Raw genomic sequence first — 14,733 nt, forward strand, 5'->3', positions numbered from 1 at the left:
ACGTTATCTAAATTGTGCCCGTTGTGCCCGCGACCTTGTGGGCAGGGTTTGCAATTACACCGTAAACTTTTGGTTTTCGGTAGATTTATGGTTTGGTTGCTATTCTACGCTGGATTCGGACGGAAATTAACCTTTATTACGCTTTATTCTTGGCGTGCCCCTTGTTAACCGTGTTACTTCGGGTTTTTGGGGTCAATGTTCAACGCCTTGAGTTTGCGGTACAAGTTGGTTCTTTCCACGCCCGATAGACGGGCCGTTTCGGTCACATTTCCGCCGGTTTCGCGTAGGAGTTGGCTTAAATAAGCCGCTTCAAAACGCTCTTTGGCCTGCTTGAGGTTGATTGTGGTGTCGATGCCCGTCATGGAGGCGTCTTCACTGCGTTTGCTGCTTTCCAAAGTGCGCCGGATTTCGTCGTCGGTCACGTCGCCTTCGCCCAGAATCAGTAAGCGTTGAATCAGGTTTTGCAGTTCGCGGTAATTGCCGGGCCAGCTGTATTGGCGCAGCACATTGATGGCGCCCACATCGAAGCCTCGGTATTCCAAACCTTCGTGGGTGAGGAAATAATCCAGGAAATAGTCGATCAGTTCCGGGATATCTTCGGTGTGTTGTCGTAAAGACGGCACGTCGAGTGGCATGACATTGAGGCGTTGTAACAGGTCTTCACGAAACTGGTTGTTTTTGGCCATGTCTTCCAGACCGCCTTTGGTGATGGCGATGATCCGCATATCCACGGCGATTTTTTTATTCGACCCGGGGCGGATGAACGCGCCGTCGAACATCAGTTGGGCCAGGAAATTTTGGCCTTTGGTGCTCAATTGTTCCAGGTCGGAAATCATCAGGGTGCCGCCGGTAGCGTGAATCAGTTCGCCCGGCGAGGTGCCGGTTTCGGTCTCCTGACCGAGGATTAAGGTTTCCTGATCGTCGAAATCGGCGCCGTGAATTTGGAAGAAGGTGTTTTCTTTGCGATCACTGAGTTTATGGATGGCTTCGGCGACGCGGTGTTTGCCCGTGCCCGGTTCGCCTTTCACCAGAATGGGCATGGAGTATTTTGCTAGACGTTTGATGGAATCGCGCAGTTCTGCGATGAGTTTACTCTTGCCGACCGGCAGAATCTGATCGGGTAGTTTTTGTTTCAGGTGCCGGTTTTCATTGTGTAGCTGCAAGTGCTCCATGGCGCGCTCGGCGGTAATCAGTAGCTTGGCGAGCGACAAGGGCTTTTCCAGATAATCGTAAGCGCCCAGCTTGGTCGCTTCAATGGCGGTTTCGATGGTGCCGTGCCCGGACATCATAATGACGCAGCTGTGTTGTAAAACATTTTCCTCGATCATTTCTTTGAGTAAGGATATGCCGTCGATATCGGGCATCCAGATGTCGAGGAAAATCAGGTCGGGCGCCATGTCTCGCCAGATGGTTTGAGCTTGTTGGCCGTTGGCGGCCACGAGGACGTCATAACCTTCTTCGGAAAAAATTTCTTCCATCAGGTTACGAATGTCTTTTTCATCATCAACGATTAAGAGTTTACCGGGTTTCATAGGTGTGTTCGATTTAGGGTTTACTGCTCGTGTCTGTTAAAAGGGCCGAGGGTTTCGGTTCGCTCATGTTATGTTGCGGCAACTGTACCAAAAAGCAAGTACCTTGTTCAGTTTCTGATTCTACCTGAATTTTGCCTTGGTGTTCATCGACAATCTTTTTGACAATGGCTAAGCCCAATCCGGTGCCCTTGGGTTTGTCGGTGGAGTAGGGTTCGAAAATCCAGTTACGAGCCTTTTCCGGAATGCCCGGCCCATTGTCGCAAATCGCCAGTTCAACCTGCTGTTTTTGGTAACGGGTACTGACTTTAATTTGGGTGTCGGGCCGATCTTCACAGGCTTCGATGGCGTTTTTGATGAGATTATGCAATAGCTGCCGCAGTTTGGACGCATCGGCCGTGATGATCGGACAATCCGAGTCAATATCGTAACTGACTTTCCAGGTGACTTTTGGTGTCTGGTACATGCTGACGACGTCCTTGACCAGTGTGTTGAGGTTGACTTGGTGCAGTTCGATTTCCGGGGTGTCGGCGTATTCGGTAAAGGCCTGTACCAGGTTTTGCATGGTGGTCACCTGTTCGATAATGGTGTCGGTCATGCGATTTAACAGTTTTTGATCCGATGGATCGAGTTTGTTGGAGAGCTTGTAGTTTAAACGCTCGGCCGAGAGCTGGATCGGTGTCAGCGGGTTTTTGATTTCATGGGCCAAGCGTTGTGCGACATCGCTCCAGGCGGCATGCAGTTGCGCCTGAACCAGTTGGGTGATGTCTTCGATAACGATAACAAAGCCGCCGACCTTTTGATCCAAGCTGGGCAAGGTCGAACCGTGTACCAGTAAGATTTTTTGCCCTTCTTTGCAGTCGAAGGTAAATTGTTCGCTCCAGGGTTTGGATTCGCTTTTGAATAACGGAAAAATCGCGTCGAAAAACGGTTTGAGACGTTGGGTATCGGGCTGTTTAAGGACTTCATCCAACGGTTTGCCGAGCTGACGGAAAAGATCGGTGTTGAGAATGCTGTTGGTGGCGTCGTTAATGGTTTTCAGGCGCAGGTTCATGTCGAAAGTGATGACCCCGCTGTTGAGGTTTTTGATAATCGCTTGCAGGTAAAGTTTCTGCATTTCGGTTTGTTGATGCCCGAACTTGATGTCGTTACGCGCCTTGGCGATTTGTTGAATCATGTCGTTGAAAGACTGGATGAGTTGCCCCATTTCGTCGTCCTGAATGACCGGCATCGAAATGGCGTAATCCCCTTTGGCAACGGCTTTGGTGCCTTTTGCCAGCGTTCGAATCGGGCGGGTCATGTTCTGGATGGTTTGGATGGTGAACAGCACGGCGCTGATTAACGTCAGCAAGAGAACCATGCTCAAAATGACGGTGAAACTGGTTTTCAGAGGGCCTTTCAAATAGGACAGTTCCTGATACTGGCCGGCGGAAACGCGTACGGTATTGGCTAAAGCGGTGAGCTGTTCCGGGATTGGGAACACGGCTTGCAAGGCGTAGAGTTTGTTACTCTGAATGTCGGTGACCGGCAGCATGATGCGAATCACTTGGTAGGCACTGTTCAAACCGGCTTTGGTTTCCACTGCGGCGTAACTGATTTTTTTACGAATTTGTTGGAACAGACGTAACTCCGGCGATTTAGGCAGGATGTTAACGTTTTCCTGGCTGCTGTAGGCGATGAGTTGACCGTCGCTACGGTACAGTGACACTTCACGGGTGTTGAGTTGTTCACCGATTTGATTCAGTGTCAGCACTGGGGTAATAAACAAGGTGTCCTGATTCATGGCAAGCGCTTTCTGCGTGGCATTGAGGTTGCGGCGGGTTTGGTCGTCGAGCGTGATTTGCACCAGTTTGACCGCGTTTTCCAGCGCCGTTTCGGTTTTGACGTCGAACCATTGGTCGATGCCTTGATGCACAAAGCTCATTGAAAATAGAAAATGATGGCCAAGGGGATGCCAAGAATTAAGCTGAGTATTCCGGTCAGGCGCGCGGTGATTTTGGAGCCGGGCACGCGGTTGCGGTAATTCTGCCGTAATTTCATCAGGGTGCGTACCAGCATGGTCAGCAGCCAGATCATCCCCACAAACGAAACAAACAACAAGGTGGAATAGGTTTGCGCGAATTGCGCGGCATTTTGCAGGATTTGACTCATCACGATGAGCGCGATGAGTACCAAGCTGGAAAGCAGGATCAACCAACCGTATTGTTTGATGAATCTGGAGTGTTTCAGCGATAACATGCGCTCGGTTCCATCCTGTTTCCTATGTTGGTGACGTGTTTAAAGCCAGCTTTTTGGCGATTGAATTTCGATACTACGCCAGCCGCTGTCCAATTGCCAGTCCGACGACCATAAGGTATCAATAATTAACGGCGTGGGCAGTTGCCATTGATCCAAGGAAATTCGCATTTTAACCGCATAGAGCGTGTCCGGATGCAGGTCGGCCAAATCCGATATTCGGAAGTTGGACAAGGTGCCGAGGGTTTTCATTGCCTCTTTTAAGCTGTCGAAGCTCTGGACTTTCTGGTTTCGTTTATTGGCAATGACGTAAGTTCGGTTGTAGCCGACGTATTGCAACTCGGTTTTGTAGGTGATTAGCGTTCGGTTACGCGAAAAAGGGATGCCCAGCAGGGTGCGAATTTCATTTAACTCGATTTCGGTGGTGAAGGTCAACGGAATTTCATGATGGATGGCGTCAAGCACTTTGGGCGGGAAGTGAAATTTGGCACTGGCGTCCACCACCAATTGCTGATCCTCCTGGTAATCGTTGAGATAGAGGATTTGGATGCCCGGTGTGTCCGCTTTGACGGAAAAGCAGAGAAGAAAGTTCAGACTGACGAATCCGACAGTGGATAGTGCGCGTTGCCAAGTCGTCATATCGCTTTACTCCATCTCGGTATCTCTATCGGTATCTCTGTCAGTATCTCTATTAAAGTCATTCGGATGAGTTTTTTTCAAGCAAACAATAATAGAATCCGTCCATTCCGTCCAGGCCTGGCAGAATCTGGCGTCCAGGCGCGTCGTTGATTATCAGGCCCCAATCGGCATCGATGGCAATTTCCCGAGCGTCGTCGGTGGCTTGTAAAAATGCGCTCATCTGGTCGCGGTTTTCGGCGGGCAGCACCGAGCAGGTGGCGTACAGCAAGCGTCCGCCCGGTTTGAGTAACGGCCAAAGCGCTTTGAGAATCGCCGCTTGCGTGGTCACCAAGGCGTCGATGTCTTCCGGGGTGCGGTGCCATTTAATGTCCGGGTGGCGGCGGATAATGCCGGTGGCGGAACAGGGCGCGTCCAACAAAATTTTATCGAAGGCTTCGCCGTTCCACCAGTCGTCGGGTTGGGCGGCATCGCCGACATCCAGATCGGCGTGCAAATCGAGGCGGAACAGGTTTTCCGATAGGCGTTCCATCCGTTCCGGCTCTTTTTCCAGTGCGAATACTTGGGCTTGGTCGTCGCTCAGTTCCAACAAATGGGTGGTTTTGCCACCGGGGGCGGCGCAGGCGTCCAGGATATGTTCGCCAGCCTGAGGCGCCAGTAGGGTTCCGGCTTGTTGTGCGGCGGCGTCCTGCACGCTGAAACCGCCGTTGTCGTAGCTGGGCAGGCGGGTGACATCCTGACTTTGTGCCAGCACGACGCCAAACGGCGCTTTCGGGTGGGCGTCAGCCTCAATGTCGTTTTTGGCCAGGCCTGCCAGAAAGGCTTCTCGGGTCTGGATGCGTGGATTGACGCGTAAGGTCAGGGGGGCCGGTTCGTTATTGGCGGAAAGAATCTGTTCCCAGTGGTCCGGGTAGGCTTTGCGCATGGCTTTAGTAAACCATTGCGGGTGGGCGAAACGATAGGCCGGTTTTTTATCGACTTCTTCGCAGATGGCGTCTTTTTCACGCAAAAATGAGCGCAAAACCCCATTGACGAGACCTCGTGCCCAAGGTTTTTTCAGCGATTTGGTGAGATTGACGGTTTCCGATACCGCTGCGTGCTCGGGCGTGTCCATATACAGAATTTGATAGAGTCCGAGCAAAATCAACTGGTTGACGTCTTCGTCCTTGGCTTTGAGCGGTTTTTTGAGCAAATGGCTGCGAATCGCTTCCAGGCGTTCCTGCCAGCGCAGGGTGCCGAAGACCAGGTTTTGAGTGAAGGCGCGTTCGCGCCGGTCATCGAACTGGGCCAACCCTTCGGCCAGTGCTTGGCTTAAGGAGCGGCCTTGTTCGATGACGGTGAGGCAGATTTTCAAGGCGATGTAGCGACTGTTGACGGCCATGGCTTATTGCGCCTGTTCCGTGCCCAGCATCTGCCCGGTGAGTTGGCGTGCTTGGGCAAAATCATAGGCGGCCATGGCTTTTTTACCGGCCGGTTGCAATTGTTCCAGGATGAGCGACCCTTTCCCCGTGGCGACTTCAACGCCGTCTTTGGTGACGGAAATCACCAGGCCTGGTGGTTTTTCAACAATCGTTTTCTGACCCATTTTGGCATGCCAAAGCCGGAGCGGCTGGCCGTCGTATTGGGTAAAGGCCACCGGCCAGGGATTAAAAGCCTGAATCAGGCGTACCAAGGTGTCGGCGGGTTGTGACCAGTCGATTTCCGCTTCGGCTTTATTGAGTTTTTCGGCGTAAGTGGCCTCGGCCTCGTTTTGTTTGACGGGGTTCAAGCGTTCGGCTTGTAAGTCGTCCAGGGTCTGCATCAGGGCGTCGCAGCCGAGTTCACTGAGGCGGTCGTGCAGGCTTTGGGCGGTGTCGTCCGCGGTAATTGGGGTTTTCAAAATGGTGAGCATGTCGCCGGTGTCCAGGCCGACATCCATTTGCATGATGGTCACGCCGGTTTCGGCATCGCCCATCTGGATGGCGCGTTGAATCGGCGCGGCACCGCGCCAGCGCGGTAATAAGGAGGCGTGGATGTTGAAGCAACCGTAAGTCGGCATGTCCAGCACGGCTTTTGGCAGAATCAGGCCGTAGGCCACCACCACCATGACGTCGGCGTTCAGAGCCTTGAGTTCGGCTTGCGCGTCGGGGTCTTTGAGCGAGACCGGTTGATACACCGGCAGGTCGTGTTGTTGCGCCAGCTGTTTGACCGGGCTGGCCGTCAGTTTACGGCCGCGGCCCGCCGGGCGATCCGGCTGGGTGTAAACCGCTACCACCTCATGTGGGGAGTTCAGCAGACGTTGTAACGGCGGCACGGAAAAATCCGGCGTGCCGGCGAAAATGATACGAAGCGGTTGAGAGGGCGAAGAGAGCGTCATGCGTCGGCCTGTTGTTGCGCGAGTTCTTTTTTGTATTTTTGCAGGGCTCGGGTGCGTTTCAAACCGGATAGGTGGTCGATAAAGAGCTTGCCATTAAGATGGTCGATTTCGTGTTGAATGCACACCGCTAAAAGTTCGTCGGCTTCGAATTCAATCATTTTGCCGTCGCGATCCATGCCTCGCACCAGTATTTCGGACGGACGATTAACTTTGGCATAGATGCCCGGAATCGATAGGCAGCCTTCTTCCCAGGTAATGTGCCCGGCGCTTTTCACCACTTCCGGATTCAAAAGGGCGATGGGCTGATCCTTGGTTTCGGAAATGTCGACAACAATCAGGCGCTGCTGAACCGCTACCTGCGGCGCGGCCAAACCTATTCCGGGGGCGTCGTACATGGTGTAAAACATATCGTCGATGAGTTTGTCGAGTTCGTCGGTCATTTCCGGAATCGGTTGGCAGACGTCCCGAAGGCCTTCGTCCGGATAGAGAACAATATCGAGTTTATCCATAATACAAGGTATACTTTTTGAAATTTGAAACAATGACCTTAAATTATAGCGGATTGTTGTCTTTATGTCTGATTTAGACCGTTTAACATCTTGGCTGACTTTACATTTTGCGCGTATCAACGCGAAACAGTTGTCGGAAATTGACGCTTTTTTCGGCAGCTTGGAACAGGCGGTTTCCGCGCCGGAATCGGCTTGGCGTGGGGCCCAAGTGTTGAAAGAGAAACAATTGGACCGGTTGTTTGAGCCAGGCCTGGCCGAAAAGGTCACTCAGGCGTTGGAATGGGTCGAACAGCCGAATCAGCATATATTGACCCTGGCGAGTGATGATTACCCGCCGTTATTGAAGCAGATTCCCGATCCGCCGCCGGTATTGTATGTGCGTGGAAACCGAACGCTGTTGTCCGACCCGCAGTTGGCGATAGTGGGCAGCCGTAATGCGTCCAAGCAGGGGCGGTTGACGGCGGAAGACTTTGCTCAGTACTTGGCCAGCGTGGGGTTGACCATTACCAGCGGTTTGGCGTCCGGCATTGATAAAGCGGCGCATGAAGGTGCTTTGAAAGCGCAAACCAAAGTGAGCGGGCCGCAAGGCACGACCATCGCGGTGGTGGCGACCGGGTTGGATCGAGTGTATCCGGCCGTGAATCGCGAACTGGCGCATCGGGTGGCCGAAACCGGTGCCATAGTGTCGGAATACCCGCTGGGCACGCAGCCTTTGGCGCATTTTTTTCCGCAGCGTAACCGCATTATTTCCGGGTTGAGTTTGGGCACTTTGGTGGTGGAAGCGGCCTTGAAAAGCGGTTCCCTGATTACGGCGCGGACGGCGTTGGAACAAGGGCGGGAAGTTTTTGCCGTGCCCGGTTCCATTAATAACCCTCAAGTAAAGGGCTGCCATCAATTGATTCGTCAAGGTGCTAAGTTGGTGGAGTCGGGGCAGGATATTTTGGAAGAATTGTCTCCCATGTTACAGCCCGCATTGTTTCCCGAAGACGTGCTTGCGTCGGAAACGGAAGCGGTTTCATCTCAACAGGGGTTGCTGAAATACATTGAGTTCGATCCCATTGGTTTAGATGAATTGGCTGTGCTGAGTAAATTGCCGGTGTCGGACATTCAAAGCCAGTTGTTGATGCTGGAATTGAGTGGCGACATCGAAGCCTTGTCTGCCGGGCGCTGGCGGCGCCTTCGTTAAGCCGGGTGCTTGAGCTTTCGGGTCAGGCAGCGCACTTGGCGTCCGCCGTCGAGATAGGTGAGTTCGTCGAAACTCAGTTTGTTGGCCATCATAATACCGCGCCCGTGGTTGTCCATGGCACGTTCCAGTGAGAATTCCAGATACTCTTCAAAATCGAAACCTTTTCCCATGTCGGTAATGGTGACGGTCAAAGCGTCCTGATTGCGGCGTAAATCCACGGACACGAATTTGGTCGCATTTTCCGGTAAGGCCAAGCGACGTTTGATTTCGTCGGACAATTGGCATTCCCGAATCAACTCGGTTTTTTCATCGTATGTAATGCCGAGGTTGCCATGTTCAACGGCATTGACCATCAACTCCAGAAAGCCGATGCCGATGCTGTTCGGGTCATCGGTCAGTAAAGCGATGAAGCTGGAGAGGTGCTTAGCTTCGTCAATGGTGCGCACCTCGAAACGACCGTCGGTAATCAGCGGAAAGGCCTTGTGAATGCCTTTGAGGGTGGTCAGGATATCTTTATGATTTTGGAAGTCTTTTAGCGCCGCATTAACAACCGAAATCAAGGTTTCCTTGGTAATTGGTTTGATTAGGTAGTAGAATGCGCCAGCATTAATCCCGCGTTGAATTTCCGCTTCACTATTGGCGGTGGTTTGCAGGATAAAGGGAATTTTTTTGTACTCGGCGTGCTGTTTGAGCTCTTCGAGTAATTGGATGCCGTCTTTATTGGGCATCAGGTAGTCGGAAATGATGCAGTGGAAAAAATCGTGCGGTTTCCGACGGATGAGCTGTGAGGCTTCTTCGCCATCATTGGCCAGGAACAGGTTGACGTCCTCGGTTTTGAGGAAGCTTTGAAGCAGTTTTTGACTGACCAGGTCGTCTTCAACGATCAATAGGTTGGCTTTTTTCATGTGCTGGCCTTAATTGACTAATACCCTTCCGGTTGGTGAATTGTTGGCGGAATACCGAATTTTGGCTAGCTTAACACTTTTCGGGTGAAGGCGACCAGTGATAAATAGGTCGTATTTAGACGTAGTGATGAACATGCGTTTGAAAACATTCAAATAAAAGATTGCAATTATTAGGCTTTTTTTGCACTCTTAAAAAAATAACGTGACTGAAAACAGAGAAAAAATATGACGAATTTGGTGATAGTGGAGTCTCCCGCTAAAGCTAAGACAATTGAGAAATATCTGGGCAAAGGCTTTACCGTCCGTTCCAGCTATGGCCACATCCGCGATATTCAGAAAAAAGGGATGGGCATCGATATCGAGAACGGTTTTCTGCCGAATTATGAAATTTCGCCGGATAAGAAAAAAACCGTCACCGAGCTGCGCAAACTGACCAAAGATGCGGAAACTGTCTGGCTTGCAACGGATGAGGACCGCGAGGGAGAGGCGATTGCCTGGCACCTTGCGGAAGCCTTGAAACTGGATGTGAATACCACGAAACGCATCGTGTTCCATGAAATTACCAAGTCGGCGATTCAAAAAGCGATTGCCGAACCGCGTACGGTGGACATGGATTTGGTGGAAGCACAGCAGGCCCGGCGAATTCTGGACCGTATCGTGGGCTTTGAACTTTCTCCGATTTTGTGGAAAAAAATCCGCACCGGCTTGTCGGCCGGGCGCGTGCAATCGGTCGCGGTGCGTTTGATTGTCGAACGTGAGCGTGAAATCGATGCCTTTGAATCGGATTTCGTTTACCGCTTGGCGGGTGAATTGACGATTTTGGATGACAATCAACAGGCGGTTGGCACGGTTGAAGTCAAGCGCAGTGCGGCGTTCAAAACCGAAGACGAAGCGAAGGCTTACCTGGAACAGGTGAAACAGGCCGCTTTGTCGGTGGGGCAGCTGGAAGAGAAACCGGCCAAAAAATCCCCGAAGGCACCGTTTACGACTTCCACTTTGCAGCAGGAAGCCTCGTCGAAGCTCGGTTTTTCCGTTAAGCAGACCATGATGATTGCACAGCGCCTGTACGAGTCCGGGAAAATTACTTATATGCGTACCGACTCGGTGAATTTGTCGGAAGAAGCCATTGCCAAAGCGCAGCAGACCATTACCGGCGATTACGGTGCGGATTATTCGAACCCGCGCCGTTACAAAACCAAAAATGCCGATGCACAGGAAGCGCACGAGGCGATTCGTCCGACGGATTTTTCCGTTAAGGAAGTCACTGGCGAACGCAATGAACAGCGTTTGTATCAACTGATTTGGCGTCGCGCGATTGCTTCGCAAATGTCGGATGCGCAATTGAAGCGTACCAGCGTCGATATCCAAATTTCCAACTTGCCGGATGAAAAGTTAACGGCAAAGGGTGAAGTCATCACCTTTGACGGGTTTTTGAAAGTCTATAACCTGGACGATGAGGCCAAAGAGGGGCAGTTGCCGCCGTTGAGCATTGGCCAGGCATTGCGTCTGGGGCGTTTGTCGGTCCGTCAAAGCTTTTCCCGGCCACCGGCGCGCTATAACGAAGCCAGTTTGGTACGCACCTTGGAAGAAATGGGCATCGGGCGGCCTTCGACTTACGCACCCACCATCGACACGGTTCAGCAGCGTGGTTATGTGGTGAAGGAAGACCGCGAAGGCCGCCAACGCGATTACCGACAATTGACCTTGTCGGCGGATGGCATCGTGGCAGAAGACTTGACCGAGACCACCGGCACCGAGAAAAACAAACTCTTCCCGACTGACATTGCCGGTATCGTCACCGACTTTCTGGTGAAGCATTTCGGCGATGTGTTGGATTATCAATTCACCGCGTTGGTGGAGTCGGAATTTGACACCATTGCACAGGGGCAGGAATCCTGGCAGGAAATGTTGACTAAGTTCTACCAACAGTTCCACCCGCGTGTCGATGCGGCGGAAGACGTGTCGCGTGAAGAAGCCGGGCAATCCCGTGCCTTGGGAACCGACCCGAAAACCGGCAAACCGATGTTTGTCAAAATCGGGCGTTTCGGCCCTTATGTACAATTGGGCGATGGTGAAAACGACGAAAAGCCGACGTTTGCCAGCCTGATGCCAGGGCAGAAAATGGACACCTTGAAGCTGGAAGAGGCGTTGGAGCTGTTTAAGTTGCCACGTGAAGTCGGCGAAATGCCGGAATCTTTCTCGGCCAAAGCGGTGGACGGTACCGAATTTTTGGTGGAAAAGGGGCAAATTCTGATTGCCAAACAAGGACCTTTCGGGCCTTATTTGGAATACGGTCCGAAAAAATATGCCCCCATTAAAGGCTTCGATCCGTTGAGCATTACGCTGGAAGAGGCGGCCGCCTTGGTGGAAGCGAAAATTCAAGCCGAAGCGGATAAGATTATTAAGGTCTTTTCGGGCACGGATGTGAAAATTCTGAAAGGGCGTTGGGGGCCGTATATTACCGACGTGTCCACCAAGAAAAATGCCAAAATTCAAAAGGATGAAGATGCCTTGGCGTTGACGCTGGAAGAGTGCGAGAAGCGTTTGGACGAAGCACCGGAACCGAAAAAGCGGGGCCGTGGTGGCGCGAAAAAAGCGCCGGCGAAAAAGGCGCCCGCCAAGAAAAGTACTCAGACGAAGGCGAAAAAATAGCCGGTTTTTAACCGAGAATCTTGACGCCTAATTCAACCCAAAACCGACCAGGCCTGGTCGGTTTTGGTGTTTTTATGGCCGGGTTTTCGTTTGGTGATGAATTTTCCGATTGTCGTTTCGATTACAGTAAAATACCCCATAGAATTCAAGAATAACCCCCTACCGTAACTAAAGAGATGAAAAGAGCATGAAGCAGCAGGTTGCAGAAATTTTGTCGCAAGTGATTGAGCAGTTGAAACAAGACGGCGTACTGGAGGCGGATTTTCAACCCCGCCTAACGGTTGAAAACACCCGAGACAAATCACATGGCGATTTTGCGACCAATCTGGCGATGATGTTGACCAAAGTGGTTGGTCAGCCACCACGCGCGGTGGCGCAGATGATCATCGATCGCTTGCCGGCGTCCGACTTTGTCGAGAAGGTGGAAATCGCCGGGCCGGGTTTCATCAATTTCTTTGTGCAGGATGCCGCCAAGTTTGACGTGGTCGAAACCGTGTTGAAAAACGGCGAGGCTTACGGCCAATGCAACGTCGGCCAAGGCCGTTCCGTGTTGGTGGAATATGTGTCCGCCAATCCGACTGGACCCTTGCACGTCGGACACGGTCGCGGCGCGGCTTATGGCGCTTGTGTGGCGAATTTGCTGTCGGTCGCCGGGTTCAATGTCTCCAAAGAATATTACGTCAATGATGCTGGTCGTCAAATGGACATACTGGCGGCGTCCACCTGGTTGCGTTATTTGCAGGCCTGTGGCGAAGAGCTGACCTTTCCGAGCAACGGTTACCAAGGCGATTATATTAATGAAATCGCGCAGACATTGAAGGACGCTGAAGGGGGGCGCTATCAGCGTTCGGCGGAAGACGCCTTTGCGAATGTTCCGGCGGATGAAGGCGCGGCGGAAGACGGTGACAAAGAAAAACACATTGACGGTTTGATTGAAAATGCCAAAGCGTTGTTGGGGCCGGACGACTATCGCGCGGTCTTTGAAGTGGCACTGAACCGTATTCTGGGTGATATTCGTGACGATTTGTCGGGGTTTGGTGTCGAGTTCGACAATTGGTTTTCGGAGCGCTCTCTGATGGATTCCGGTGTCATTGACGCTGCGTTGGAAAAATTACAGCAAGCTGGCAAAATTTATGAACAAAACGGCGCCTTGTGGTTCCGCTCCACCGATTACGGTGATGAAAAAGATCGTGTGGTGGTGCGTGAAAACGGGCTGAAAACCTACTTTGCGTCCGACATCGCTTATCATTTTAATAAGCTAGAACGCGGTTTCGATGTGTTGATTGACATCTGGGGGGCGGACCACCACGGTTATGTGCCGCGAGTTAAAGCGGCGATGCAGGCGCTGGACACCAACCCGGACGCCTTGGAAGTTTTGTTGGTGCAATTTGCGATTTTATATCGTGGCGGCGAGAAGTTAGCGATGTCGACGCGTTCCGGTCAGTTCGTGACTTTGCGCGAACTGCGAGACGAGGTGGGGTCGGATGCGGCACGTTTCTTCTACGTACAGCGTAAATCGGAACAGCATATGGATTTCGATTTGGATTTGGCGAAGTCGCAATCCAATGAAAACCCGGTGTATTACATTCAGTACGCCCACGCGCGGATTTGTCAGGTCATGGCATCCTCCGAGGAACGTGGGTATGTTTATGACCAGGCATCAGGCCTGGCCAATTTAACGAAACTGGACTCGGAAGCGGAAGCCGATTTGGCAACGCAATTGGCGAAATATCCGGAAATCATCGGCCGGGCGGCTCAGGTTTATGAACCGCATCAAATCGCCTATTATTTGAAAGACTTAGCGCATGGGCTGCACTCCTATTACAACGCGACCCCGTTTATCGTGGAGGAGGCCGAGATGCGCAATGCGCGTTTGACCTTGATTTTGGCTGTGCGTCAGGTGTTGCGAAACGGGTTGGCGTTATTGGGCGTATCGGCACCGGAAAAAATGTGATCATGGACGTCACGTTCTTTGGTCAGAAGGTAGGATAAACGGTTATGAGGCAATATACTCGGGATTATCGTCATGGTCACAGCCAGACGCGTCAACCGTATCAGCGAAAATCCCAGATGGCCGAACCGGAAACGGAGGCGCCGCAGACCTCGTCAAAATGGGTGTGGGGGTTGGCTTTGTTGCTGTCCGTGGCCTTGTTTGGCGGTTTTTTCGTGGTGCAACACTTTGCACATCATGGGGTAAAATCCGAGTCGCCAGTCACGGAGGTTGTTGAAACGGTGACGGAATCGGTGTCGCCGGAACCGCCGGCTGAGGAATCCGGGGCACTCACTGAGAAGGTCGCAGACGAATCAACGGAAGTGCCTTTGGTCGTGGAAAGTTTGCCGATGGCCAAAGCGCAAGCTGAAGCGGAAACGCCGTTGCAATACACTTTTTACGATGGCCTGGCGAAGACTGAAGTGGTGGTGGATGTCGAACCGATTTCCGTAAAACTCAATGCCCCTTATTATATTCAGGCCGGCACCTTCGGGTCACGAGACATGGCACAAAAAGAACAAGCGCGTTTAAAAACGCACGGTCAGGATTTGACGATTTCGACGGTTACCTGGAAAGGACGGGTTTATTATCGTTTAAGAGTTGGGCCTTATGATGACCGCTTGGAAATGAACAAAAAACGTAATGAATTGCGTTCGCTTGGGGTGGATACTCTGCTGATTAAATCCCGCCCGAAAACCGATGCGGCCGGGTAATCCGGGTGGTTGTTCTCACGCG

At 52.0% G+C, this 14,733-nt stretch carries 12 protein-coding genes; 4 read left to right on the top strand and 8 right to left on the bottom strand.

What is annotated here, in order from left to right; translation table 11 throughout:
• Nucleotides 1-173: 173 nt before the first annotated feature.
• The 7 genes from AC0KH7_RS00700 to def are packed head-to-tail and all read right to left on the bottom strand — an operon-like array spanning nt 174 to nt 7,265.
• A complete protein-coding gene (locus tag AC0KH7_RS00700) occupies nt 174-1,532 on the bottom strand; it encodes a sigma-54-dependent transcriptional regulator (RefSeq protein ID WP_472369809.1) in 1,359 nt (452 codons plus the stop codon).
• 13 nt (nt 1,533-1,545) lie between these two features.
• On the bottom strand, nt 1,546-3,444 hold the full coding sequence (locus AC0KH7_RS00705; RefSeq protein WP_472369811.1) for an ATP-binding protein: 1,899 nt from the start codon (nt 3,442-3,444) through the stop codon (nt 1,546-1,548).
• 5 nt (nt 3,445-3,449) lie between these two features.
• Nucleotides 3,450-3,767 (bottom strand): hypothetical protein, encoded by a 318-nt coding sequence (locus AC0KH7_RS00710; protein ID WP_472369813.1) that lies wholly within the window; start codon nt 3,765-3,767, stop codon nt 3,450-3,452.
• Nucleotides 3,768-3,806: 39 nt separating this feature from the next.
• A complete protein-coding gene (locus tag AC0KH7_RS00715) occupies nt 3,807-4,403 on the bottom strand; it encodes a DUF4390 domain-containing protein (RefSeq protein ID WP_472369815.1) in 597 nt (198 codons plus the stop codon).
• A 58-nt stretch (nt 4,404-4,461) separates the two neighbouring features.
• The gene (gene rsmB, locus AC0KH7_RS00720) at nt 4,462-5,781 is read right to left on the bottom strand and encodes a 16S rRNA (cytosine(967)-C(5))-methyltransferase RsmB (RefSeq protein ID WP_472369817.1); all 1,320 of its coding nucleotides are present in this window, start codon (nt 5,779-5,781) and stop codon (nt 4,462-4,464) included.
• Nucleotides 5,782-5,784: 3 nt separating this feature from the next.
• Nucleotides 5,785-6,756, bottom strand: a complete 972-nt coding sequence (fmt, locus tag AC0KH7_RS00725; RefSeq protein WP_472369819.1) for a methionyl-tRNA formyltransferase — start codon at nt 6,754-6,756, stop codon at nt 5,785-5,787.
• On the bottom strand, nt 6,753-7,265 hold the full coding sequence (gene def, locus AC0KH7_RS00730) for a peptide deformylase (RefSeq protein ID WP_472369821.1): 513 nt from the start codon (nt 7,263-7,265) through the stop codon (nt 6,753-6,755). Before def ends, fmt begins: the two co-directional genes overlap by 4 nt.
• A 64-nt stretch (nt 7,266-7,329) precedes the next feature.
• Between def and dprA the strand changes: the two genes are divergently transcribed.
• The gene (gene dprA / locus AC0KH7_RS00735) at nt 7,330-8,451 is read left to right on the top strand and encodes a DNA-processing protein DprA (protein WP_472369823.1); all 1,122 of its coding nucleotides are present in this window, start codon (nt 7,330-7,332) and stop codon (nt 8,449-8,451) included.
• Here dprA and AC0KH7_RS00740 read toward each other — a convergent pair.
• Nucleotides 8,448-9,356, bottom strand: a complete 909-nt coding sequence (locus tag AC0KH7_RS00740) for a response regulator (protein ID WP_472369825.1) — start codon at nt 9,354-9,356, stop codon at nt 8,448-8,450. The two genes, dprA and AC0KH7_RS00740, sit on opposite strands and share 4 nt — an antisense overlap.
• A 225-nt stretch (nt 9,357-9,581) precedes the next feature.
• Here AC0KH7_RS00740 and topA point away from each other — a divergent pair, with 225 nt between their 5' ends.
• From topA to AC0KH7_RS00755, 3 genes are all read left to right on the top strand, one after another.
• Nucleotides 9,582-12,008, top strand: coding sequence for a type I DNA topoisomerase (gene topA, locus AC0KH7_RS00745; protein WP_472369827.1), 2,427 nt, complete (start codon nt 9,582-9,584; stop codon nt 12,006-12,008).
• Between the two features lie 187 nt (nt 12,009-12,195).
• The gene (gene argS, locus AC0KH7_RS00750; protein WP_472369829.1) at nt 12,196-13,962 is read left to right on the top strand and encodes an arginine--tRNA ligase; all 1,767 of its coding nucleotides are present in this window, start codon (nt 12,196-12,198) and stop codon (nt 13,960-13,962) included.
• Nucleotides 13,963-14,006: 44 nt separating this feature from the next.
• Nucleotides 14,007-14,711, top strand: a complete 705-nt coding sequence (locus AC0KH7_RS00755) for an SPOR domain-containing protein (RefSeq protein WP_472369831.1) — start codon at nt 14,007-14,009, stop codon at nt 14,709-14,711.
• The last annotated feature ends 22 nt before the right edge of the window (nt 14,712-14,733 follow it).

The sequence above is a fragment of the Hydrogenovibrio sp. genome, assembly GCF_965140365.1.
Lineage (GTDB): Bacteria > Pseudomonadota > Gammaproteobacteria > Thiomicrospirales > Thiomicrospiraceae > Hydrogenovibrio.

Bases quoted from the DNA above. Each gene is read 5' to 3' on its own strand.
- AC0KH7_RS00700 (WP_472369809.1), bottom strand. From the start codon at position 1,532: ATGAAACCCGGTAAACTCTTAATCGTTGATGATGAAAAAGACATTCGT.
- AC0KH7_RS00710 (WP_472369813.1), bottom strand. From the start codon at position 3,767: ATGTTATCGCTGAAACACTCCAGATTCATCAAACAATACGGTTGGTTG.
- AC0KH7_RS00715 (WP_472369815.1), bottom strand. From the start codon at position 4,403: ATGACGACTTGGCAACGCGCACTATCCACTGTCGGATTCGTCAGTCTG.
- rsmB (WP_472369817.1), bottom strand. From the start codon at position 5,781: ATGGCCGTCAACAGTCGCTACATCGCCTTGAAAATCTGCCTCACCGTC.
- fmt (WP_472369819.1), bottom strand. From the start codon at position 6,756: ATGACGCTCTCTTCGCCCTCTCAACCGCTTCGTATCATTTTCGCCGGC.
- def (WP_472369821.1), bottom strand. From the start codon at position 7,265: ATGGATAAACTCGATATTGTTCTCTATCCGGACGAAGGCCTTCGGGAC.
- dprA (WP_472369823.1), top strand. From the start codon at position 7,330: ATGTCTGATTTAGACCGTTTAACATCTTGGCTGACTTTACATTTTGCG.
- AC0KH7_RS00740 (WP_472369825.1), bottom strand. From the start codon at position 9,356: ATGAAAAAAGCCAACCTATTGATCGTTGAAGACGACCTGGTCAGTCAA.
- topA (WP_472369827.1), top strand. From the start codon at position 9,582: ATGACGAATTTGGTGATAGTGGAGTCTCCCGCTAAAGCTAAGACAATT.
- argS (WP_472369829.1), top strand. From the start codon at position 12,196: ATGAAGCAGCAGGTTGCAGAAATTTTGTCGCAAGTGATTGAGCAGTTG.
- AC0KH7_RS00755 (WP_472369831.1), top strand. From the start codon at position 14,007: ATGAGGCAATATACTCGGGATTATCGTCATGGTCACAGCCAGACGCGT.